This window comes from Methylobacterium sp. 285MFTsu5.1, from assembly GCF_000383455.1.
In the GTDB taxonomy this organism is placed as follows: Bacteria; Pseudomonadota; Alphaproteobacteria; order Rhizobiales; family Beijerinckiaceae; genus Methylobacterium.
In genome coordinates, this window is sequence record NZ_KB911278.1 from 25,170 (window position 1) to 46,315 (window position 21,146).

20 protein-coding genes are annotated in these 21,146 nt (G+C 73.0%); 13 read left to right on the plus strand and 7 right to left on the minus strand.

Features of this window, described 5'->3' with window-relative positions:
- Window positions 1-57 precede the first annotated feature (57 nt).
- Together H288_RS0114905 and H288_RS0114910 are read left to right on the plus strand one after the other, a co-directional pair.
- Window positions 58-378 (plus strand): hypothetical protein, encoded by a 321-nt coding sequence (locus H288_RS0114905; RefSeq protein WP_020093379.1) that lies wholly within the window; start codon window positions 58-60, stop codon window positions 376-378.
- A 65-nt stretch (window positions 379-443) separates the two neighbouring features.
- Window positions 444-1,880: a phospholipase D-like domain-containing protein gene (locus H288_RS0114910; RefSeq protein WP_020093380.1), complete on the plus strand. Its 1,437-nt coding sequence runs from the start codon at window positions 444-446 to the stop codon at window positions 1,878-1,880.
- Here the strand turns inward: H288_RS0114910 and H288_RS0114915 are convergent.
- Window positions 1,798-2,583 (minus strand): endonuclease/exonuclease/phosphatase family protein, encoded by a 786-nt coding sequence (locus H288_RS0114915; RefSeq protein WP_026604964.1) that lies wholly within the window; start codon window positions 2,581-2,583, stop codon window positions 1,798-1,800. The two genes, H288_RS0114910 and H288_RS0114915, sit on opposite strands and share 83 nt — an antisense overlap.
- 243 nt (window positions 2,584-2,826) lie before the next feature.
- Between H288_RS0114915 and H288_RS0114920 the strand changes: the two genes are divergently transcribed.
- Together H288_RS0114920 and H288_RS0114925 are read left to right on the plus strand one after the other, a co-directional pair.
- The gene (locus tag H288_RS0114920; protein WP_020093382.1) at window positions 2,827-4,065 is read left to right on the plus strand and encodes a DNA repair exonuclease; all 1,239 of its coding nucleotides are present in this window, start codon (window positions 2,827-2,829) and stop codon (window positions 4,063-4,065) included.
- A gap of 22 nt (window positions 4,066-4,087) precedes the next feature.
- Window positions 4,088-7,564 carry a YhaN family protein gene (locus H288_RS0114925; protein WP_020093383.1) on the plus strand — a complete coding sequence of 1,159 codons (3,477 nt, stop codon included), beginning with the start codon at window positions 4,088-4,090 and terminating at the stop codon, window positions 7,562-7,564.
- 47 nt (window positions 7,565-7,611) lie between these two features.
- Here H288_RS0114925 and H288_RS0114930 read toward each other — a convergent pair whose 3' ends face one another.
- The 5 genes from H288_RS0114930 to H288_RS0114950 form a co-directional block, all read right to left on the minus strand.
- Entirely contained in the window at window positions 7,612-9,111 is a 1,500-nt protein-coding gene (locus tag H288_RS0114930; protein WP_020093384.1) for a carboxypeptidase M32, read from the minus strand.
- Window positions 9,112-9,155: 44 nt separating this feature from the next.
- The gene (locus H288_RS0114935) at window positions 9,156-10,958 is read right to left on the minus strand and encodes an ATP-binding cassette domain-containing protein (protein WP_020093385.1); all 1,803 of its coding nucleotides are present in this window, start codon (window positions 10,956-10,958) and stop codon (window positions 9,156-9,158) included.
- Between the two features lie 66 nt (window positions 10,959-11,024).
- Window positions 11,025-11,261, minus strand: a complete 237-nt coding sequence (locus H288_RS0114940; protein ID WP_026604965.1) for a hypothetical protein — start codon at window positions 11,259-11,261, stop codon at window positions 11,025-11,027.
- Window positions 11,262-11,341: 80 nt separating this feature from the next.
- Complete coding sequence (locus H288_RS0114945; protein ID WP_020093387.1) at window positions 11,342-11,656, minus strand: polyhydroxyalkanoic acid system family protein; 315 nt, start codon at window positions 11,654-11,656, stop codon at window positions 11,342-11,344.
- 124 nt (window positions 11,657-11,780) lie between these two features.
- Complete coding sequence (locus tag H288_RS0114950) at window positions 11,781-12,131, minus strand: septal ring lytic transglycosylase RlpA family protein (RefSeq protein ID WP_020093388.1); 351 nt, start codon at window positions 12,129-12,131, stop codon at window positions 11,781-11,783.
- A 586-nt stretch (window positions 12,132-12,717) separates the two neighbouring features.
- Here H288_RS0114950 and H288_RS0114955 point away from each other — a divergent pair.
- Window positions 12,718-13,908: a site-specific DNA-methyltransferase gene (locus H288_RS0114955; RefSeq protein WP_026604966.1), complete on the plus strand. Its 1,191-nt coding sequence runs from the start codon at window positions 12,718-12,720 to the stop codon at window positions 13,906-13,908.
- A 105-nt stretch (window positions 13,909-14,013) separates the two neighbouring features.
- Here H288_RS0114955 and mutY read toward each other — a convergent pair whose 3' ends face one another.
- Window positions 14,014-15,357, minus strand: coding sequence for an A/G-specific adenine glycosylase (gene mutY, locus H288_RS0114960; RefSeq protein ID WP_043712675.1), 1,344 nt, complete (start codon window positions 15,355-15,357; stop codon window positions 14,014-14,016).
- A 133-nt stretch (window positions 15,358-15,490) separates the two neighbouring features.
- Here mutY and H288_RS0114965 point away from each other — a divergent pair, with 133 nt between their 5' ends.
- The 8 genes from H288_RS0114965 to H288_RS0115000 all read left to right on the plus strand — a co-directional run bounded on the left by H288_RS0114965 (window position 15,491) and on the right by H288_RS0115000 (window position 21,116).
- Complete coding sequence (locus tag H288_RS0114965) at window positions 15,491-15,973, plus strand: DciA family protein (protein WP_020093391.1); 483 nt, start codon at window positions 15,491-15,493, stop codon at window positions 15,971-15,973.
- Window positions 15,974-16,062: 89 nt separating this feature from the next.
- Entirely contained in the window at window positions 16,063-16,707 is a 645-nt protein-coding gene (locus tag H288_RS0114970) for a DsbA family protein (RefSeq protein WP_020093392.1), read from the plus strand.
- A 191-nt stretch (window positions 16,708-16,898) separates the two neighbouring features.
- The gene (locus tag H288_RS0114975) at window positions 16,899-17,273 is read left to right on the plus strand and encodes an AtpZ/AtpI family protein (RefSeq protein ID WP_026604967.1); all 375 of its coding nucleotides are present in this window, start codon (window positions 16,899-16,901) and stop codon (window positions 17,271-17,273) included.
- Between the two features lie 74 nt (window positions 17,274-17,347).
- A complete protein-coding gene (locus H288_RS0114980) occupies window positions 17,348-18,103 on the plus strand; it encodes a F0F1 ATP synthase subunit A (RefSeq protein WP_020093394.1) in 756 nt (251 codons plus the stop codon).
- A 66-nt stretch (window positions 18,104-18,169) separates the two neighbouring features.
- Window positions 18,170-18,397 carry a F0F1 ATP synthase subunit C gene (locus H288_RS0114985; RefSeq protein ID WP_007566773.1) on the plus strand — a complete coding sequence of 76 codons (228 nt, stop codon included), beginning with the start codon at window positions 18,170-18,172 and terminating at the stop codon, window positions 18,395-18,397.
- Between the two features lie 144 nt (window positions 18,398-18,541).
- Complete coding sequence (locus H288_RS0114990; protein ID WP_020093395.1) at window positions 18,542-19,120, plus strand: ATP synthase subunit b 2; 579 nt, start codon at window positions 18,542-18,544, stop codon at window positions 19,118-19,120.
- Between the two features lie 15 nt (window positions 19,121-19,135).
- Window positions 19,136-19,621 (plus strand): ATP F0F1 synthase subunit B, encoded by a 486-nt coding sequence (locus H288_RS0114995; RefSeq protein ID WP_170855147.1) that lies wholly within the window; start codon window positions 19,136-19,138, stop codon window positions 19,619-19,621.
- Between the two features lie 214 nt (window positions 19,622-19,835).
- Window positions 19,836-21,116, plus strand: coding sequence for an NAD(P)/FAD-dependent oxidoreductase (locus tag H288_RS0115000; protein WP_020093397.1), 1,281 nt, complete (start codon window positions 19,836-19,838; stop codon window positions 21,114-21,116).
- The last annotated feature ends 30 nt before the right edge of the window (window positions 21,117-21,146 follow it).

The following is a 21,146-nucleotide window of genomic DNA, read 5'->3' on the forward strand; positions in this document are numbered from 1 at the left end:
TAGGATGAGGGGCCTGTCCGACCCTGCCGGACTCGGCGCCGCCACGCGGAACGGCTGATGAGCACCCTCGACCTGCTCGGTCTGACGCTGTCCTTCTACGGCACGATGCCGCCGCCGCGGCCCCCGCGGCCCAATCGCAACGGCGCGACCTGGGCGGCCGCCGTGATTTTCGGCGGCGTCTGCCTCGCGACGATCGGGCCGATGATCACCATCTGGAGCTTCCACCGGCCCTATGCCGAGGCCAAGGCGCGCTGCATCGCCTCCGGCGGCCGGGTCCTGTACGGGGCCCTCGACGGCAGCGGACCCTATCGCTGCGAGCGGCCCGCGGCCGCCGCGGCCGCCGCGCCCATTGCGCATCCGGCCAAGCCGGCGGATTAATCCGCCCGCCGCATGCGCTTCAGGTCGATCCGGCGCCTCCCGACGCGAACCCGGATAGCCTCACCTTGGAAAACGCGATCACCCGCTGGGTCCAGTCGACCGCCCTGATGCGGTCGGATGTCGAGGCCCTGATCGGCTTCGCGCTGGCGATCGGCGTCACCCTGCACGCCCTGCTGCGCAAGCGCCGGGTCAGCGTGGCGGTGGGCTGGATCGGGCTCGCGTGGCTGTCGCCGATCTTCGGCACCGCCCTGTACCTGACCTTCGGCATCAACCGGGTCTCGCGCCGCGCGCGGCGGCTGCGGACCAAGCCGTCCGACGCGACGCAGCTGCCCGACACCGACGACGCCGTGGTGCCGGAGGCGCTCTGGCCCCTCGACCGGGCGATCCGGCGGATCACGAGCCTGCCGGCCTTCGCGGGCAACACCGTGCAGATGTTCCGCAACGGCGACGCCGGCTATCCGCAGATGCTGGCGGCGATTCGCGAGGCGCGGTCCAGCATCGGCCTGTCGAGCTACATCTTCCGGGACGACGCCACCGGCCGCGAATTCTGCGACGCCCTCGTGGAGGCGAAGGCCCGGGGCGTGCAGGTCCGCGTCATCATCGACGGGATCGGCGGCGGCTATTTCCGCGCGCCGGTCTACCACCGCCTGACGGCCGCCGGGGTGCCGGCCGCCCTGTTCATGCACTCCGCCCTCCCCTGGCGGATGCCGTTCCTCAATCTGCGCTCGCACAAGAAGCTGCTGATCGTCGACGGGCGGATCGCCTTCACGGGCGGTCTCAACATCTCGCACCCGAACCGCGTCGCCCTGAAGCCCGAGCACCCGATCCGGGACACACATTTCCGCCTGACCGGCCCCGTGGTCGAGCAGCTCGCCGCCGCGTTCGCGGCCGACTGGGCCTTCGTGGACGGCGAGATCCTCGACGGCCCCCCGTGGTTCGTCGACCTCGAGCCCTGCGGACCGAGCGTCGCCCGGGCGGTGACCTCCGGCCCGGACGCGGACGTCGAGAAGATCGAGCAGGTCATCCTCCAGGCGCTCGCCTGCGCGCGCCGGTCGGTGCGCTTCGTGACGCCCTACTTCCTTCCCGACGAGCTGGTGACCGGCGCGCTCGCCCAGGCCGCGACCCGGGGCATCACCGTCGACGTGATCATCCCGCGGGTCAGCGACCATCCCTACATCGACTGGGCGACCCGGGCGCATCTCGACCCGCTGCTGCGGGCCGGCGTGAACGTCTGGCTCGACGAGCCGCCCTTCGACCATTCCAAGGCGATGGTGGTCGACGACATCTGGTGCTTCGTCGGCAGCGCCAACTGGGACATGCGCAGCTTCCGACTCAATTTCGAGCTGAACGTCGAGATCATCGACGCCGACCTCGCCGCCGACCTCGACCGGTTCATGCGCGGCAAGATGGAGGCGCGGCTCAGCCGGGAGGATCTCGCCGCGCGCGGCCTGCCGATCCGTCTGCGCGACGCAGGCGTGCGACTGCTGCTGCCATACCTTTGAACCGGGCGGGGGCGTGCGCCTCCGGCGCCGGGCCGAGATGGACGACGATCGGCCGGTGATCGGAGCGTCCCCGCGGCAGCACCGCGTGCGCGTGGCAGACGAGCCCGCGGGCGAGGCAGCGGTCGAGCCGCAGCGGCAGCACCTCGACCATCGCGTGGGTCGATTGCCGCGGTCCGACGTCGCGGAAGCCCGGGATCAGCGCCGGGCCGACGATATTGTAGTCGCCGAGCACGGCCGCCCGCGGCGGCAGCTCGCTGACGATGCGCCGCAGCTGGCGCCGGTTCAGCATCTGTCCGTGCGACAGGTGGACGTTGGCCACGCCGAACTCGCCGAGATCGAGGATCTGGCAGACCCGGTGCACGAGGGCGCCGGAGGGGAGCGCGATGACCCGGGGCGGCGCCGCCCAGGGCTTCGGGCTCCACATGGCGAGCCCGTGGATCCGGCCCGGCAGGGGCGCCCAGGCGTAGTGGCCGCCGATCCGGTCCAGCAGGAAGCCGATGGCGCGGGTCGCCTCCTGCATCAGCAGCAGGTCGGGCTTCTCCTGCGCGACGAGGGCGGCGACGTCGTCCACCGCCGCGCCGGTGCGCCGCAGCAGGTTCCAGCTCACGATCTTGAAGGGCTGGTGCGGCCGCTCGGCGGGGCGGATCGGCGTGACGGGCAACGGTGCGGGGGTGGAGCGGGCCGGGCGTGCAGCAGGATTCATCGGGCCGGTCTCGTACCTCAACGCGCGGCGCTCCCGCCACCGCCACGCTCTAACGCGCCCGGAGCCGGGACGTTCGACCGCTTTCGCGCCGGGCCCGGGCGCGGTCCGACCTGGGCGCCCCACAGCCCATCGCCGGGCGCCGCTTGAGGCGGACCCGGTCGGCGGCCTAAGAGCCGGCATGGCGACGCCGGCCGCTCCGCGGATCGCCGCGCACCGCCATCCCACCGATCCCGTCCGGAGGCCATGACGGCGTTCAGCTTCATCCATGCCGCCGACCTGCATCTCGGCAGCCCGTTGTCGGGCCTCGCCGCGCGCGACGCGGAACTGGCCCGGCGCCTCGCCGCGGCGAGCCGGCAGGCCTTCGAGGATCTGGTGAGCCAGGCGATCGAGCGGTCGGTCGCCTTCGTCGTTGTCGCGGGCGACGTCTACGACGGCGACTGGGCCGACACCACGATCGGCCTGTTCTTCGCCCGGCAGGTCGCGCGCCTCGACCGCGCCGGCATCCGGACGATCCTCGTGCGCGGCAACCACGACGCCGAGAGCGTCATCACGCGCTCGATCACGCTGCCGGCCTCCGTCCACGTCTTCCCGACCGCCCGCGCCGGCACCCTGCGCCTCGACGCGCTCCGCGTCGCGGTCCACGGCCGCAGCTTCCAGGGCCGGGCGGTGGAGGAGAACCTCTCGCTCACTTACCCGGCCGCCGTGCCGGGCTGGTTCAACCTCGGGGTCCTACACACCTCCTGCACCGGCCACGCTGCCCACGAGACCTACGCCCCCTGCTCGGTCGCCGACCTCGCGGCCCGGGGCTACGAGTACTGGGCGCTGGGCCACATCCACGAGTACGCGGAGCTGTCCCGGGATCCCTGGATCGTGTTCCCCGGCAATCTCCAGGGCCGGAGCGTGCGCGAGTGCGGCGAGAAGGGCGCCGTCGTGGTCGACGTCTCCGACGGTCGGGTGACCGGCGTCAGCCGCCTGCCCCTCGACCGGGCGCGATTCGAGCAGATCACGGTCGACCTCGCGGCGGTGGCCGACGCGCGCGGCGCCGTCGAGGCCGTCGAGGCGGCGCTGAGGCCCCTGGCCGGGATCGCGGCGCGCCGGCTGCTCTTGGTCCGCGTCCACCTCGCCGGGACGACCCGGGCCCACGACGCCCTCGCGGCCGATCGCGAGTCCCTGACGGCCGAGATCCAGGCGGCCGCGCACCGGCTGCACGAGGACATCTGGCTGGAGCGCCTGAAGATCGAGACCCGCCGCCCGCGCGCCGCGGCGGAGCCGACCGGCGCCGCCATCGACCCCGCGGCCCTGCTCGCCGACCTCGACCGCGACCCCGAGTTCCGCGCCCGGGCGAAGGCGGCGCTGGCCGAGATCGGCGGCCGGATGCCGGGGACGGCCGCCGCCGAGGCCGACCTCGACGCGGAGTTCGACGCGCTCTGCGCCGAGGCCGAGGCCCTCGTCCTCGGACGCCTCGGCGGCCGGCACTGCTGAGGCGCGCGCCCATGGACCCCCGATGCGCCTGATCCGCCTCGCCTTGGAGCGCTACGGCGCCTTCACGGACCGCACCGTCGCGTTCCGGCCAGACGCGCGCCTGCACGTCGTGCTGGGCGCCAACGAGGCCGGCAAGAGCACCGCGCTGGCGGCGGTCACCGACCTGTTGTTCGGCTTCGGGAAGACGACGCCCTACGCCTTCCTGCACGACATGCCGCAGCTGCGCCTCGGCGCGGAGATCGCCGCCGCCGACGGCCGCCGGCTGTCCTTCCGCCGCCGGAAGGGCAACAGCCGCACCCTCATCGACGCCGACGACGCGCCGCTCGCCGACGACGCGCTAGCCCCGTTCCTCGGCGGCCTGTCCCGGACGGTGTTCTGCCGGGCCTTCGGACTCGACGCGGCGAGCCTCCGGGCCGGGGGCCGCGAGATGGTCGACGTGGAGGGCGAGGTCGGCGCGAGCCTGTTCGCGGCGGGCTCGGGCCTGCGCGGCCTCACGGAGCTGCAGACGACGCTCGACGCGGAGGCCGACGCCATCTTCGCCCCGCGCCAGGCCAAGCACCGGACCTTCTACCAGGCGCTGGAGCGCCACGAGACGGCCCGGCGGGCGATCCGCGAGCGGGGCCTGCGCGCCGGCGACTGGCGCGCCCTGAACGACGAGATCGCCGCGGCGGCCGCGCAGCTCGAGGCGCTCCGGTCCGAGCAGAAGGCCGGGGCGGTCGCGCGCGCCCGGCTGGAACGGTTCAAGCGCGTCCGCCCGATCATCGCCGAGATCGACGCGCTGGAGCGGCGCATCGCCGCCGAGACCGACCTCGTCGACGCGGATCCCGCCTGGATCGCCCGCCTCGGGGCGGCCCTGGACGCGTGCCGCGCCGCGGACGCCGAGGCGGAGCGGGCCGAAACCGCGCGCGACCGGGCCCGCGGCGAGGCCGAATCGGTGCCGGTCGAGCCGGGGCTGACCCATCGGGCGGACGAGATCCTGGCGGCGTTCAGCGGCACAAGGGAGTTCGAGAAGGGCGGCACCGACCTGCCCCGCATCGAGGGCGACGCCCACAAGGTCGGGCTGGATCTGGAGCGGCTGCGCGCCCGGATCGGCGTGCCCGACCTCGCCGCGCTCGAGGCCCGACAGCCCCCGGACGCCGCGCGGGCGCGGACCGAGCGGCTGATCCGCGACGGTCGGACCCTGGCGGCCGCCGAGGAGCAGATCGCCCGCGAACTCGCCGCCGCCCGCGCCGAGCGGGAACGCCTCGCCCGCGAGGTGGAGGCGGCCGACGCGGCCCGGGACCCGACCCCGCTCCGGGAGGCGCTGAAGCCCCTCGCCCGACTGCACGAGTGGATCGCCGCCCGCGACACCCTCGACGGCGCGATCCGCCGGGAGGCGGCGCTGCTGCGCAACCAGGCCGAGCGGCTGTCGCCGCCGGTGCCCGACCTCGCCGCCCTCGTGCGGACGCCCCTGCCCGCCCCCGACACGGTGGCGCGCTACCGTCAGGGCCTCGAGGCGAAGACCCGCGAGCACGAACGGGCCGCCGACCGGTGCGACGCGGCCCGCCGGCAGGTCGCGGTCACCCGGGCACGGCTGCGCGAGCGCGAGGCCGGCCGGCCCGTCGCCACCCGGGAGCGGCTCGACGCCCTGCGGTCAACCCGCGACGCGGCGTTCGCGCCGCTGCGCGACGCCCTCGCGGCCGGCCGGGCGGCCGCCGTCGCCGAGGTCGCGGCCTTCGAGCGCGCGCTCCTCGAGGCCGACCGCGTCGCGGACGAGCGCGCCTCCGACGCCGCCCGGGTCGCCGCCCACGCGGCCGACCTGGAACGGCTCGCCGCCGAGGAGGCGGAGGCCGCGCGAGCCGACGACGTCCTCGCCGGTCTCGCCGCGGAGATCGCGGCGGGCGAGGCGGCGTGGCGCGAGGCGTGGCGGCCCGCCGGGCTCGTGCCCGGTCCTCCGGCCGAGATGGCGGCCTGGCTCGCCGAGGTGGAGAGCCTGATCGAGGCCGAGCAGCGCCTCGCCGCGCAGCGGATCGAGGCCGACCGGCTCCTGGCACGGATCGAGGCCGCGCGGGGGCCCCTGGCCGACCTGCGCAGCCGCGCCGGCCTCGACGCCGCGCCGGACCTCGAGATCGCCGCCGCGCTGGACGGTCTCGAAGTGCGGATCGCCGCCCTGGCGAGCCGCTGGGAGGCCAACCTGCAGACCGCCGGCCTGCTGCGCGCGGCCGGACTGTCCGTCGCGCGGCTGGAGGCGAGCCTCGCGGAGACCGCCGCCCGCCGGGCCGCCTGGCGGGCCGACTGGGAGGCGGCGCTGCTGCCCCTCGGCCTCGACGGCACGGCCGGTCCGGAGGAGGCCGAGGGCGCGCTGGAGGCGTGGCGCAGCGTGCCCGACCGGCTGGCGGAGCGGGCCGCCCTACAGCGCCGCTCGGCGGGGATCCGCCGGGACATGGATGCGTTCCGAGCCAACGCCGCCGCCCTGGTCGAGGCCCTGGCGCCCGACCTCGCGGAGGTGTCGCCCGCCGGCGCGGTCCGATCGCTCCACGGCCGCCTCGTCGCCGCGCAGGCCCGCGAGGCGCGCCGCGCCGAGCTCGACCGCCGCCGCGACGAGGCCGAGGCCGCCCATCGCGGCGCCTGCGACTCGCGCGACGCGGCGCGGGCGACGCTCGCCCGGCAGGTGGCCGAGGTGATGCCGGACCTCGCTGCGGCACCGACGCCGGAGATCGACCGGCTGTTCGGCCGCCTCAGCGCGCGGGAGGCGCTGCGCGCCGAGCGCCTGCGGCTCCGCGTCACGCTCGCGGGCGCGGCCGACGGGCTTCCGGAGGCCGAGCTGCGCGCCGGCCTGGAGACCGTGTCGCCGGAGGCGATCGAGGCGGAGCTGGCGCGGCTGTCGCTCGAGGCCGACGAGCAGGCCGAGCGCGGGCAGGTCATCTTCGCGGACCGCGACCGGGCGGAGCGGCGGCGGGCGGAGCTCGAGGGCGGCACCGGCGCCGAGCTGGCCCTCGCGGAGCGCAAGGCCGCTGAGGCGGATCTCCAGGCGGCTTCCCGCTCCTGGGCCGTCTTGCGGCTCGCCGGGCTGATGCTCGGGCAGGCGGTCGCCCGCCACCGCGCGGGGCAGCAGGACCCGCTCGTCACCCGGGCGGGCGCGCTGTTCCAGGCTCTCACCGGCGGCGCGTTCTCCGGTCTGGCGCAGATCTACGACGAGGCCGACACGCCGAAGCTCGCCGGGCAGCGCGCCGGCGGCGGCACGGTCGCCATCGAGGGCATGAGCGAGGGCACCCGCGACCAGCTCTATCTCGCCCTGCGGCTGGCCTATCTGGAGGATTACGCCGGCCGCGCCGAGCCGGCCCCGTTCATCGGCGACGACCTGTTCTCGACCTTCGACGAGACCCGGACCGGCTACGGCCTCGATGCGCTGGCGGCGATCGGCGCCCGGGTCCAGCCGATCCTGTTCACGCACCACCGCCACGTCGCGGACATCGCTCGCGACCGGCTCGGCGACGCCGTCGACGTGGTGACGCTCTAGGCGTCGCCGGCGGAGGGGTCGTTCGTCCCCTCCCCGGCCACCGCGTCTCAGCCGCCCGCGCCCCCGAGGTAGCGCGCCTCCAGATGGGCCCGGAACGCCGCCGTGCCCAGCCTCGTCCCGGTGGCGCGGGTGAGGAGGTCGTCGGTGTCGAGCAGGCTCCCCACCGCGTGGACATGCGTGCGGAGCCAGTCCCGCAGGGGCCCGAAATCGCCCTGCGCGAGGCAGCCCGGCAGCGCCGGCTCGGCCGCGCGGGCCGCCCGGAACAGCTGCGCGGCCGCCAGGGCGCCGAGCGTGTAGGTCGGGAAATACCCGAAGGCCCCGCTCGGCCAGTGGATGTCCTGGAGGCAGCCGACCCGGTCGTCGGGCACCGTGAGCCCGAGGAGATCGCGCAGGCCGTCGTTGAATGCCCCCGGCAGGTCGCGCACCGCGAGGTCGCCCGCGATCATCGCGGTCTCCAGCCGGTAGCGCAGGAGGATGTGGGCCGGATAGGTCGCCTCGTCGGCATCCACGCGGATGAAGCCCGGCGCGACCCGGGTGTTGAGCGCGTGCAGGTTCTCCGGCGACCATTCCGGCCCGGACCGCCCGAACGCCGCCTGCAGGAGCGGCGCCAGGAAGCTGAAGAACTCCCGGCTCCGGCAGGCCTGCATCTCCACGATGAGCGACTGGCTCTCGTGCAGGCTCATCCCCCGCGCCGCGCCGACCGGCTGGTTGCGCCACGCCGCCGGCCGGCCCTGCTCGTAGAGGGCGTGCCCGGTCTCGTGGAGAACGCCCATCAGCGCCCGGCCGAAATCGGCCGCGTCGTAGCGCGTCGTGATCCGCACGTCGTCGGTGGCGCCGCCGCAGAACGGGTGCAGGCTGATGTCGAGCCGGCCGCGGGTGAAGTCGAAGCCGACCGCCTCCATCAGCTTCAGGCCGAGGTCCCGCTGCACCGCCACGTCGAACGGGCCGGCGAGCGGGAGCGGCGCCGGCCGGGACGCCTGGATCTCCCGGGCACGGGCGATCAGGGCCGGCAGCCAGCCGGTCAGGTCCGCGAAGAGCGGGTCGATCGTCGCCCGGCGCATGCCGGGATCGTAGCTGTCGAGGAGCGCGTCGTAGGGATCGAGGCCGAGGGCCGCGCCCTTCGCCTGGCCGATCTCCCGCTGGAGCCGCAGCACCTCGGCGAGGTGGGGTTCGAGGCGGGCGAAATCGGCGTCGCGCCGCGCCTCGCGCCAGACCATCTCCGAGCGGGACACGGCGCGGGAGCTGGCCTCGACGAGGTCGCGGGGGACCGCCGTGGCGTGGGCCTGTGCGCGGCGCATCTCCCGCAGGTTGGCGGCGGGCCAGGGCTCGAGGCCCCCGCCCTGCTCGGCCGCCGCGAGCTCCTCGGCGGCCTCGGGGGCGGTGAGCATCCCGTGGGCGAGCCCGCGCAGGATCGCGAGCTGGTCCCCGCGGGCCTCGGCGGCGCCGTCCGGCATCAGGGTCTGCGCGTCCCATCCGAGGATCCCGGCCGCGCCCTCCAGGGCGGCGAGCCGGGCGAAGCGCTGTTCGAGGGTCTGATAGGCGGTCATGCGGTCTCCGGTCGGGTACGTCTCGCGGCGCGATGCGGCGGGTCTCATCCCGCCTGAAGCATCTCCAGTTCCAGCCAGCGGTCCTCCGCCTGCGACAGCTCGGTCTCGGCCTGGGCCAGCATGGTCGAGGCCTTGTCGAACCGGGCCGGGTCGCGGGCGTAGAGCTCGGGGTCGGCGAGGATCGTGCGGAGCTGGGCGATCGCCGCCTCCAGCTTCTCGATGCGGGCCGGCAGGGTCTTCAATTCGTGCTGGTCCTTGAAGCCGAGCTTGGGCTTGCCCGACGGCTGGGCGGCCGGCGCGGCGGCGCGCTCGCGCGACTCCTTCGCCTTCGGCGCGACGGTCCGCGCCTCGACGCCCTGGCCGCGCTGGACCAGCATGTCGCTGTAGCCGCCGGCATACTCGACCCAGCGGCCGGCGCCCTCCGAGACCAGCACGCTGCCGGCCACGCGGTCGAGGAAGTCGCGGTCGTGGCTCACCAGGATCAGCGTGCCCTGGTAGTCGCCCAGCATCTCCTGGAGCAGGTCGAGGGTCTCGAGGTCGAGGTCGTTGGTGGGCTCGTCGAGGACGAGGAGGTTGGCCGGCTGGGCCAGGGCGCGGGCGATCAGCAGCCGGTTGCGCTCGCCGCCGGAGAGAACCGAGACCGGCGTGCGCGCCTGCTCGGGCGTGAACAGGAAGTCCTTGAGGTAGCCGATCACGTGGCGGCTCTGGCCGTTCACCGTGACGCTGTCGCCGCGGCCGCCGGTCAGCACGTCGGGGACGGTCATCCCGGGCTCCAGCACGGCGCGGGCCTGATCGAGCACCACCGGCAGCAGGTTGGTGCCGAGCACCACCTGCCCGGCATCCGGCGCGAGCCGGCCCATCAGCAGGTTGATCAGGGTACTCTTGCCCGCGCCGTTCGCCCCGACGATGCCGAGCCGGTCGCCCCGCATCACCCGCAGGGACAGCCCGTCGACGATCCTGCGCTCGCCGTAGCTCTTCGCGATGTCGCGGGCCTCGACGACGAGGCTCCCCGAAGATTCCGCGTCTGAGGCCTGCATGCTGACGCTGCCCACCGGGCGACGCACCTCGCGGCGGTTCTGCCGGAGTTCGTGCAGGTTGCCGAGGCGGCGGACGTTGCGCTTGCGCCGCGCGGTGACGCCGTAGCGCAGCCAGTGCTCCTCGGCGGCGATCTTGCGGTCGAGCTTGTGCTGGTCCCGCTCCTCTTCCTCGAAGAAGGCGTCGCGCCACGCCTCGAAGCTGGAGAAGCCCTGGTCGATCCGGCGGGTCTCGCCGCGGTCGAGCCAGATCGTGGCCCGCGACAGGGCCGAGAGGAAGCGCCGATCGTGGCTGATCAGCACGAGGGCCGCGCGGGTGCCCTTCAACTCCGTCTCGAGCCACTCGATCGCAGGCAGGTCGAGATGGTTGGTGGGCTCGTCGAGGAGCAGCACGTCGGGCTCGGGGGCGAGCGCCTGCGCCAGCGCGGTGCGGCGCCCCTCGCCGCCGGAGAGCTTGCTCGGATCCTCCGCGCCGGTCAGGCCGAGGCTCTCCAGCAGGTAGCGGGCGCGGTGGGTCGATTCGCCCGGCGGCAGGCCGGCCTCGACGAAATCCAGGGTGGTGGCGAAGCCCGTGAAATCCGGCTCCTGTGCGAGGTAGCGGATCGTCGTGCCGGGCTGGACGAAGCGCCGGCCCCGGTCGGGCTCCGTGAGGCCCGCGGCGATCTTCATGAGCGTCGACTTCCCCGACCCGTTCCGGCCGACGAGGCAGGTGCGCTCGCCCGGCGCGATGGCGAGGCTCGCGCCCGTGATCAGCGGCGTGCCGCCGAAGGTGAGCGCGACGTCCTGGAGGGTGAGGAGCGGGGGAGCGGCCATGGGCCGGCTTATGGCAGCGCGGGGCGGCCTGTTCAAACAGAGCCGCCCCCGTCGGTCGGCGCCCGGTCAGGCGATCGGGTTGGCCGGTCCCGTCGGCGGGCTGATCTCGGGCACGCCCGGATCGTTGACGGGGATCTCGGGCGGCTGGATGCCCGGCGCCTCCGCCGGGGTGTTCCCGGGGATCTCCGGCCCGGGCGGCTGGGTCGGCGCCTGCGGCGGATCGTAGGGGCGGTCCGGCACCGGCGTCGGCTGCGGCGGCACCTCGGGGACCTGCCCCGGGTCGGCGAGCGTGAAATCGGGCACCGTCATCCTCCGCGAGACCGGTGGTGCACAGCGGCACCGGTCCCGCGGAAACAGAGTGCGGCGGATCCGGTTCCGGAGGGCTACTTCTTCGTCAGCAGGAGGTTGCCCTCCTTGCTCGCCACCTTCTGGATCTTCTCGGCGAACAGGGCGAGGAGGAACGGCAGCTTCACCTCGAGGCGCACGCTCTCCGCGCCCACGTCGATCGTGCCGGCGATCTTCTGCGCCACCGCGGACACGCCGAAATCGAGCCGGTCGCCCGTCCAGGCGAGCTGGTCCACCGTGATTCCGCTCTTGGCCAGGAGGGCCCGCGCCTGATCCGTGCCGTGCTCCAGGCGCCGCTTGGCCTCGTCGCGGCCGAGGTCGTGCGGGATGTCGACGATGAGGGGCTTGGGCATGGGCGGGTGATCCGAGCTGAACCCGGCAGCAGATGGTGCGTCCGGGTCCGACAGACAACGCCCCGGAGGCCGCCCCGCCCGCGCGGGGCGGAGGCGCGCCGGGGCGCTCGATGCCCGTGAAGGGTCAGTGCACGACCTGCAGCGACACGTAGCTGACGCCGCCCATGCCGAGGGCGCGGGCGGAGCCGCGCGACAGGTCGATGATGCGGCCGCGCACGAACGGACCGCGGTCGTTGATGCGCACGACGATCGAGCGGCCGGTCCGCTTGTTCTCGACGCGGACCCGGGTGCCGAACGGCAGGCTGCGATGGGCGGCGGTCAGTCCGTTGGGGTTGAAACGCTCACCGTTGGCGGTGCGATGGCCGCTCCCGTACCAGGAGGCCGCTCCGCTCTGGGCGGCGGCCGGGAGGCTGGTTCCGACGACGGTGGACAGCATTCCAAGCGAGACAACGAGCTTACCGAAACCGAACGACATTCTCGACGCATTCCCATTGTTTTTGTCGGGGCGGCGCCAGTCGTGCCCGAAACGGGCCGGAATATGGCAGGCTTTTTCGGGCTGTCGGGATCACATTTTGGCCGATTTCGCGCTGGTCATCTCCATTACATGGCGGCTTATTTCGGTTTATTTCCGCTCTTGTTGCGGGTGATGCATTGGCGTGTGGTTCTGCGTATTCAGCAAGAACTGCTCGCCTCCGTCGGGGAGGGTGCAAAATAGGACATCATTCTTAAGCCTTGCGCGGAGCGTGACCCTGCGTCCCGCTGAGGTGGAAGCGCGACCCGCCCGGCGCCCCTGGCACGACGATGATTGTCGTGCGCGGCTGTTTCCCAAGCACAGGCTGCCGCGGCCGCGCGCGACCCGCAGGGATAGAGTGTTGTCGCCCGATCCCGGCGGCGCGGCGCGGCCGGGTAACGGTTGCTTAATCTGTCGGAGGATTGTCCGGGCGCCCGGTCGGCAAAATCTGCAGCCCCAGAACGGGACGCGCCGGACGCGAAATCGACAACGTGACCTTTACCGTACCCGGCGCATGGTCTGCCGGTCAGTCGCGTAACCGGTGTTTGCCATGGCTTCCCCGCGTACCGTGGCTGCCGACGCCGTCGCCCGGAAACAGGTCTCGCGTGCCGGGCGGCCCGCGTCGGCGCCACGGATGGGTCTCGTACCCGCCCAGCGTTCTCTGCCCCTCGACCAGGTACTCGTCGGGGACTGCATCGCGGCCATGAACGCCTTGCCGGCGTCGAGCGTCGACTGCGTGTTCGCCGATCCGCCCTACAACCTTCAGCTCGGTGACGCCGGCCTCCTGCGCCCGGACCAGAGCCGCGTCGACGCGGTCGACGACGACTGGGACAAGTTCGCGACCTTCGAGGCCTACGACACCTTCACCCGGGACTGGCTCGCCGCCTGCCGCCGCGTGATGAAGCCGAACGCGACCCTCTGGGTGATCGGGTCGTACCACAACATCTTCCGGGTCGGGAGCGCGTTGCAGGATCTCGGTTACTGGATCCTCAACGACATCGTCTGGCGCAAGGCCAACCCGATGCCGAACTTCCGCGGCAAGCGCTTCACCAACGCCCACGAGACCCTGATCTGGGCCTCGCGCTCGGCCGACTCGAAGGGCTACACCTTCCATTACGAGGCGCTGAAAGGGGGCAACGAGGACCTCCAGATGCGCTCGGACTGGTTCATCCCCCTCTGCACCGGCGAGGAGCGGCTGAAGGATGCGGAGGGCCGCAAGGTCCACCCGACCCAGAAGCCCGAGGCTCTGCTCGCCCGGACGCTGCTCGCGGCGACCAATCCCGGCGACGTGGTGCTCGACCCGTTCTTCGGCACCGGCACGACCGGCGCCGTCGCCAAGCGCCTCGGCCGCCGCTTCATCGGCATCGAGCGCGAGGCGATCTACGCCGAGGCGGCCCGGGAGCGGATCGCCGCCGTGGAGACCCTGTCGAGGGCCGCCCTCATGGTGGCGCCGACCAAGCGCGCCGAGCCGCGGGTCCCGTTCCTGTCGGTGATCGAGGCGGGCCATATCCGGCCGGGCGAGACCGTGACCGACGAGCGCCGCCGGTTCCGCGCCACGGTGCGCCCGGACGGCCAGCTCGACAACGGCCTCGTCATCGGCTCGATCCACAAGATCGGCGCGCTCGTGCAGGGCCTGCCGGCCTGCAACGGCTGGACCTTCTGGCACGTGGAGCGCGGCGGCAAGCCGGTGGTGATCGACAGCTACCGGGCCGGGCTCCGGCAGGCGATGGCCAACGGCTGAGCCAGCACACCGTCTCTGCGAGCGGAGCGAAGCAGACCAGCAGCGGCACGCAGACAGATGTCGCGCTGCCCTGGGTCGCTTCGCTGCGCTCGCGATGACGGTCGGCTACCGCTTCCGGGCCGGCCCCGGCCGCCGCGGCGATGACCGGGCCCGCGCCGGTGCGGGCGATGGCTCGACCTCGCCTTCGAACAGTTCGTCCGTCTCCTGCGGCGGCACCGGCGCCGGCTTCGGCTGGGGCTTCGGGACGGCCCGCACGCGCGGTCGGGGCTCGGGATCCGGCATCGAGACCGGTGGCTCCATCGCCGCCAGCAGCGGCATCGGCGGCGGCTCCTTCCGCGGGCGCCCGCGCGGCTTCTTCTCGGGTTCCGGCTTCGGGTCGAAGGCGTGCGTCAGGACCTTGCGCATGAGGCCGGGCAGCGGTTCGTCCGCGAGGGCGCCGCGCGGCGTGAAGCGCATGCCGGCCGGAGCCGGCGTCGCCAGCGCGACGCGGGCCACGAACACCGTCAGCTCCAGGGGAAAATGCGTGAAGCCGTGGCGGACGAGGCCCGGGAGCCGCTTCCACCGCGCGTCGAGGGGCGCGTCCAGCAGGGCGGCGGCCACGTCGTAATCCGGCTCCCAGGCGCTCCCCGGCGGCTCGGCCATGTTGCCGAGCAGCCCCTCGGGGGCGCGGGTCCGCAGCAGCACCGCCTCGTCGCCGCTGCGGATCGCCACGAAGGCGGCGCCGCGGCGGAGCGCCCCCTTGGCGACCCTGATCTTGCGCGGGAAGGTCTCCTGCGTGCCGAGCGACCGCGCCCGGCAGGGCCGCATCCACGGGCAGAGCGCGCAGGCGGGGCGCTTGGGCGTGCAGATCGTCGCGCCGAGATCCATGAGCGCCTGGGCGAAGTCGCCCGGCCGCTCCTGCGGGACGAGCGCCTGCGTCAGGCGGCGGATCTCCGGCCGGCTGCCCGGGAGCGGCGCCTCCACCGCGTAGGCCCGGCTCAGGACCCGCTCGACATTGCCGTCGACGGCGGCCTCCGGCCGGTCGAACGCGATCGCGGCGATCGCGCCGGCCGTGTAGGCGCCGATTCCCGGGAGCTTGCGCAGGCCCTCGGCGGTGTCGGGGAAGCGGCCGCCGGCCGCCGCGACCGCCTTCGCGCAGGCGTGCAGATTGCGCGCGCGGGAGTAGTAGCCGAGGCCGGCCCAGGCCGACATCACCGCCTCCTCGGGGGCCTCGGCCAGGGCGAAGATGTCGGGGAAGCGCGTCAGGAAGCGCTCGAAATACGGCCGCACCGCCGCGATGGTGGTCTGCTGCAGCATCACCTCGGACAGCCAGACCCGGTAGGGATCGGGGACCGCGCCGGCAAGCGCCCGCCAGGGCAGCACCCGCCGATGCCGGTCGTACCAGGCGAGCAGGTCGTCGGCGCGCGGTCCGGGACCGGCTTCAGGATCCGTGGCTGTGCGAGGCGGCATGGGCGGGTCGACAGGGGTCGCGCTGCATAGCCGGAGCGCCGCGGCGATCATAGGGCGGCGAAAGCGCCGGCGCGTGCTCCCTTCGTCAACCATCCTGCGCTAACCTTCGCGGATCCACGGGGCCGGAACCACCATGGCGCGCGTCAAACCGCTGGCCGAACTGATCGAGAGTTGCATCGGGCCGGCCTTCGCGGCGCAGGGTTTCGCCTCGACCGACATCCTGGCCGCGTGGCCGGAGATCGTCGGCGAGCGGCTGGCCCGCTACTGCCGCCCGTCCAAGCTGGAATGGCCGAAGCGCCGCCGGAGCGAGTCCGCCGCGCCCGAATCCGGCACGCTGGTCGTGCGCGTCGAGGGCGTCTTCGCGCTCGAGTTGCAGCATCTCGCGCCGGTGGTGATCCAGCGGATCAACGCCCATTACGGCTGGGCCTGCGTCTCCCGGATCGTGCTGCAGCAGGACCGGGTCGGGCGCGCCGGCCGGGCGCCCGCCCGGGCGCGGGTCGATCCGGCCGCCGCCGTCGAGGTCCAGCGCGCCGTGGCGGGAATCGCCGATGACGGCCTGCGCGCGGCCCTCGACCGCCTCGGCACCGCCGCCGTGGCGACGCGCCCGGAGCGGTGAACGGTCGATTCGGTCACCTTGCCAGGACGGTCGCGCCCGAGTACCGGCATCCGGACGCCACGACTGATCAATCCGGCGGAGCCTGCCCGATGACGACGCGACGCGACGCTCTCAAATTCTCCGGCCTCGCCCTCGGCGCCGGCCTCGCCCTGCCGTATCTCGGACGTCCCGCCCGGGCGCAGAATTCCGAGATGGCGGCCCTGCTGCAGCCGGGACCCCTCGGCGATGTCTGGCTCGGCCCGGCGGACGCCAAGTGCACGATCATCGAGTACGCCTCGATGACCTGCTCACACTGCGCGGCCTTCCACCGGACCACGTGGCCGACCCTGAAGGAGCGCTACATCGACACCGGCAAGGTGCGGTTCACGCTGCGCGAATTCCCCCTCGACCCGCTGGCCACCGCGGCCTTCATGCTGGCGCGCTGCCAGGGCGATGCCAAGTACTACCCGATCACCGACCTGCTGTTCGATCAGCAGGCGGCCTGGGCCTTCACGCCGAAGCCCGTGGACGCGCTGGAGCAGATGCTCCGACAGGCGGGCTACAACAAGCAGACCTTCGAGGCCTGCCTGAAGGACCAGAAGATCTACAGCGCGGTCAACGCCGTGAAGCAGCGCGGCCTCGACGTCTTCAAGGTGGATTCGACCCCGACCTTCTTCATCAACGGCGAGCGCTACACCGGCGAGATGACCGTCGAGGGTATGGAGAAGGTGATCAAGCCGATCATCGGCGCCTGATCGACCCGCCGGGGCCTCGCGCGCGGCGCGGCTCCGGCGCATCGCACAAAGTTGGAATACCAAACTAAAATCAATTACTTACGGTGTATGGGGTTCGCCTTGACACTCAAGATAGGCGAAACTATGGTGCGCCCCGCTTGCTGGGGGTGTCCAGCCGGTTCCACAGCCTCCCGCCCGACGAGTTTTGAGCCGTGAACGGCGACGATCCGAGGGACGGGAGAGGGACCGAGCAGACGCCGACGGACAGCGAACTCTCCGCGAGGCTCAGACGTCTCGAGACGCAGATCGAACGGAAGCGGCCGCAGGCTGCTCCCGGTCATTCCACGCGCCCTCGGAACGGCGGGCCATCCTCGCTGGGCCAGGCCATGACGCTCTCCACGGAGTTCGTCGCGGGCGTGATCGCGGGGGGCATACTCGGCTGGATCGTCGATCATGTCTTCGGGACGAAGCCCTGGGGCCTGATCGTCCTCCTGATGCTGGGGTTCGTCGCGGGGGTCTACAACGTGATGCGGGCGTCGGGTTTCGCCGGCGCGCGTCCGGGACGGCGCGATCGGCAGGAGCCATAAGGCGCGCCGGTCAGTGGGGAATGTGGGGCGGCCGACACCCGTCGGCGCGCCGGACAAGAAGGGCGGAAGCGGGAATGGCGGTCACGATCGACCCGATCCATCAGTTCGAGCTGAAGCCGCTCGTGTCGCTGGGCCATATCGGCCACCAGCAGCTCGCGTTCACGCAGTCGGCCCTCTACATGTTCGCCGCCGTCGGCGTGATCGCGCTCATCACCATCGTGGCGACCGCGTCCCGCTCGGTCGTTCCGGGCCGCATGCAGTCGCTGGCCGAGATCTTCTACGAATTCATCGCCGACACAGTGCACCAGGCGACGGGCGACGGCGGCAAGCGGTTCATGCCGCTCGTGTTCTCGCTGTTCATGTTCGTGCTCGTCCTGAACCTGTTCGGGATGATCCCCTACGCTTTCGCGGTGACCAGCCACCTGATCATCACCTTCGGCCTCGCCGCGCTGGTGATCTCCACCGTGGTGATCTTCGGCGTGATGAAGCACGGCACCCACTTCTTCGGCCTGTTCGTGCCGTCGGGCGTGCCGAAGCCGCTCCTCGCGATCCTGGTCCCGATCGAGGTGATCTCGTTCATCTCGCGCCCGATCAGCCTGTCGGTCCGTCTGTTCGCCAACATGCTGGCCGGCCACATCGCGATGAAGATCTTCGCGTTCTTCGTGGTCCAGCTCCTTCTCGCGGGCGCCTGGAGCGTGCTATCGCCGCTCCCGCTGTTCCTGACGATCGCGCTGACCGCTCTCGAGTTCCTCGTTGCGGCGCTTCAGGCCTACGTCTTCGCGACGCTGACGGCGATCTACCTCAACGACGCCCTTCACCCCGGCCACTGATCGGCCGGCTCCACCCGCCGCAAACGTCACCGCACGTTTCGATCTGAAGAGACCTCAGGAGTTACCATGGATCCCGTCGCTGCGAAGTACATCGGCGCCGGCCTCGCCTGCCTCGGCATGGCGGGTGCGGGCATCGGCCTCGGCAACCTGTTCGGTCAGTTCCTCGCCGGCGCCCTTCGCAACCCGTCCGCGGCCGACGGCCAGCGCGCCACCCTGCTCCTGGGCTTCGCCCTCACCGAGGCGCTCGGCATCTTCTCGCTGCTGATCGCGCTGCTGCTGCTCTTCGCCGTCTGATCGGCGCCGGAGACCGCGGTCCCCGCGGTCTCCTCACGGGCCCCGGCCCGATGAACGGGTGGACGCTCCCGCGACGGGGCGTCCGCCTTCGTCCGTCACCGCGCCGGCGGTGGCCTCAGCGAACGGTGTCAGTGTAGCGGTCTCATGGCGCAGCCCAATCCCCTCACCACGCCGCCCCCGGGCGCCGACACGCAGGTCGTGCCGGGCCATGTCGAGCATACGGAAGCGCATTCCGGCGCCTTCCCGCCCTTCGAGACCTCGGGCTTCCTGGCGCAGCTGATCTGGCTCGCCCTGGCCTTCGGCCTCCTCTACTACCTGATGGACAAGATCGCGCTGCCGCGGATCCAGTCGATCCTGCACGCCCGCGCCGAGCGCCTGCGTGCCGACCTGGACCAGGCGCAGGCGATGAAGGCCGAGGCGGATGCCGCCGGCGTGGCCTTCGAGACCGCCCTCCGGGACGCCCAGGGCAAGGCGCGCGACATCGCGCAGACCACCCGGAACGAACTGGCCGCGGAAGCCGAGACCAAGCGCAAGGCGCTGGAGGACGAGCTGAACGCCAAGCTCTCTGCCTCCGAGGCGACGATCCGCACGCGGACCGAGGCCGCCATGGGCAACGTCCGCTCGATCGCGGGTGAGGCCGCGTCGGCCATCGTCGAGCGTCTGACCGGGCAGGCCCCGGACCGGACGAGCCTCGACCGCGCCCTCGACGCCACCGCACACTGACGGGATCCCACGATGCTGCTCGAAGCCGAATTCTGGGTCGCCGTCGCGTTCGTCATCTTCATGGGCATCGCCTGGAAGGCCGGCGCCTTCTCGACGATGCTCAAGGGCCTGGACGGGCGCGCCAACCGCGTCCGCCACGAGCTCGACGAGGCCAAGCGCCTGCGCGAGGAGGCCGCCGCCGTGCTGGCCGACTACAAGCGCCGCCGCGCCGAGGCCGAGAAGGAGGCCGAGTCGATCGTCGCCGGTGCCCGCGAGGAGGCCCAGCGCGCCGCCGAGGAAGGCCACCGCAAGCTGGACGATTTCCTGGCCCGCCGCACCAAGGCCGCCGAGACGAAGATCGCCCAGGCGGAAGCCCAGGCCGAGGCTCAGGTCCGCGCCGCCGCCGCGGAGGCCGCCGTGAAGGTCTCGGAGACGATCCTGCGCGAGCGGATGCAGGGCGACGCCGCCCAGAACCTGATCCGCGCGAGCCTCGGCGAGGTGCGGACCCGCATGCGTTCCTGATCCGGACGCAGCAGCGCGACGTTCACGAAAGCCGCCTCCGGGCGGCTTTTTTCATGGTCGACGGCCCCCGTCGGCCGACGCGATCCCGCCCGGCGCGGGATCGGGGGACGGGCCGCGCAGGACGCGCTTCCGACGCCGGGCGGAATCGGCGCGCGCCGCGGCGAACATCGAGGCCGTGACCGGCGTTCCCGACCCGTGAGGATGCGGAGACGTCATGGCGGAGAGACCACGGATCGTGATCGTCGGCGGCGGCGTCGCCGGGATCGAGGTGGCGACCAGCCTCGGACGCGGCGGCCGGGCCGACGTCACCCTCGCCGATCGCAGCCTCTCGCACGTCTGGAAGCCGATGCTGCACACCTTCGCGGCGGGTACGGCCCGGGCCGACCGGCAGAAGGTGGATCTCTTCGCCCAGGCGCGCCGCAACGGCTTCCGGTTCCAGCCCGGCGCCCTCGTGGGCATCGACCGGGCGGCCAGGCGCGTCCGGCTCGCGGTCGAGGCCGCGGAGGGGGTTCCGGAAGTGGAGCGCGCCTACGACCTGCTGGTGCTCGCCATCGGCAGCCGCGCCAACGATTTCGGCACGCCGGGCGTGGCCGAGCATTGCCTGACCATCGACGACCTGACCGAGGCCGAGCACTTCCACGAACAGCTGCGGTGCCATCTCCTGGCCCGGCTCGACGGCGGCGGCCTGCTGGAGATCGCCATCGTGGGCGGCGGTGCGACCGGCGTCGAGCTGGCCGCCGAGCTCAAGCACGCCATCAACCTCTTCGCGGCCTACGGCTCGCCCGACCTGCCGGGGCGCCTGCGCCTGACGCTGATCGAGAGCGGGCCGCGCCTGTTGCCGGCCTTCCCCGAGAAGGTGTCGCGCGCCGCCGCCCGCACCCTGTCGGATCTCGACGTCGAGGTCCGGACCGGCGCGACGGTGACGGCCGCGGACGCGGACGGGTTCATCCTGAAGGACGGCCGCCGCATCCCGGCCGGGCTGAAGGTTTGGGCCGCCGGCGTCAAGGCGCCGGACGTGCTCGCCGGCCTCGACGGCCTGGAGCGCTCGCGGGCCGGGCAACTCGTCGTCTGCCCGGACCTGCGCACGACCCGGGATCCGGCCATCATCGCCCTCGGCGACTGCGCCAGCCTCACCGACTGCCGGACCGGCCACCCCGTTCCGGCAACCGCGCAGGCCGCACGCCAGCAGGCGCAGCATCTCGCGCGCCATCTCGGCCGCGCGCTGGCCCGCGGGGATTCGCCCGACGCGGACCTGCCTCCGTTCCACTATGCCGAGAAGGGCGCGATCGTCTCGCTCGCGGATTTCAACGGCTGGGGCACGCTCGGCCGCTACACGTTCGGCGGCGGGCGCCTGAACGGGCTCTCGGCGCGGCTGACGCACGACCTCCTCTACCGGCAGCACCAGATCGGGCTCTACGGGCCGCTGCGCGGGACGATGACCTGGGTCCTCGACGATCTCGACCACCTGATCAGCCCGCCGGTGCGGCTCGACTGAGGCGGTCGGCGCGGATCCGTCGTCGCGGGC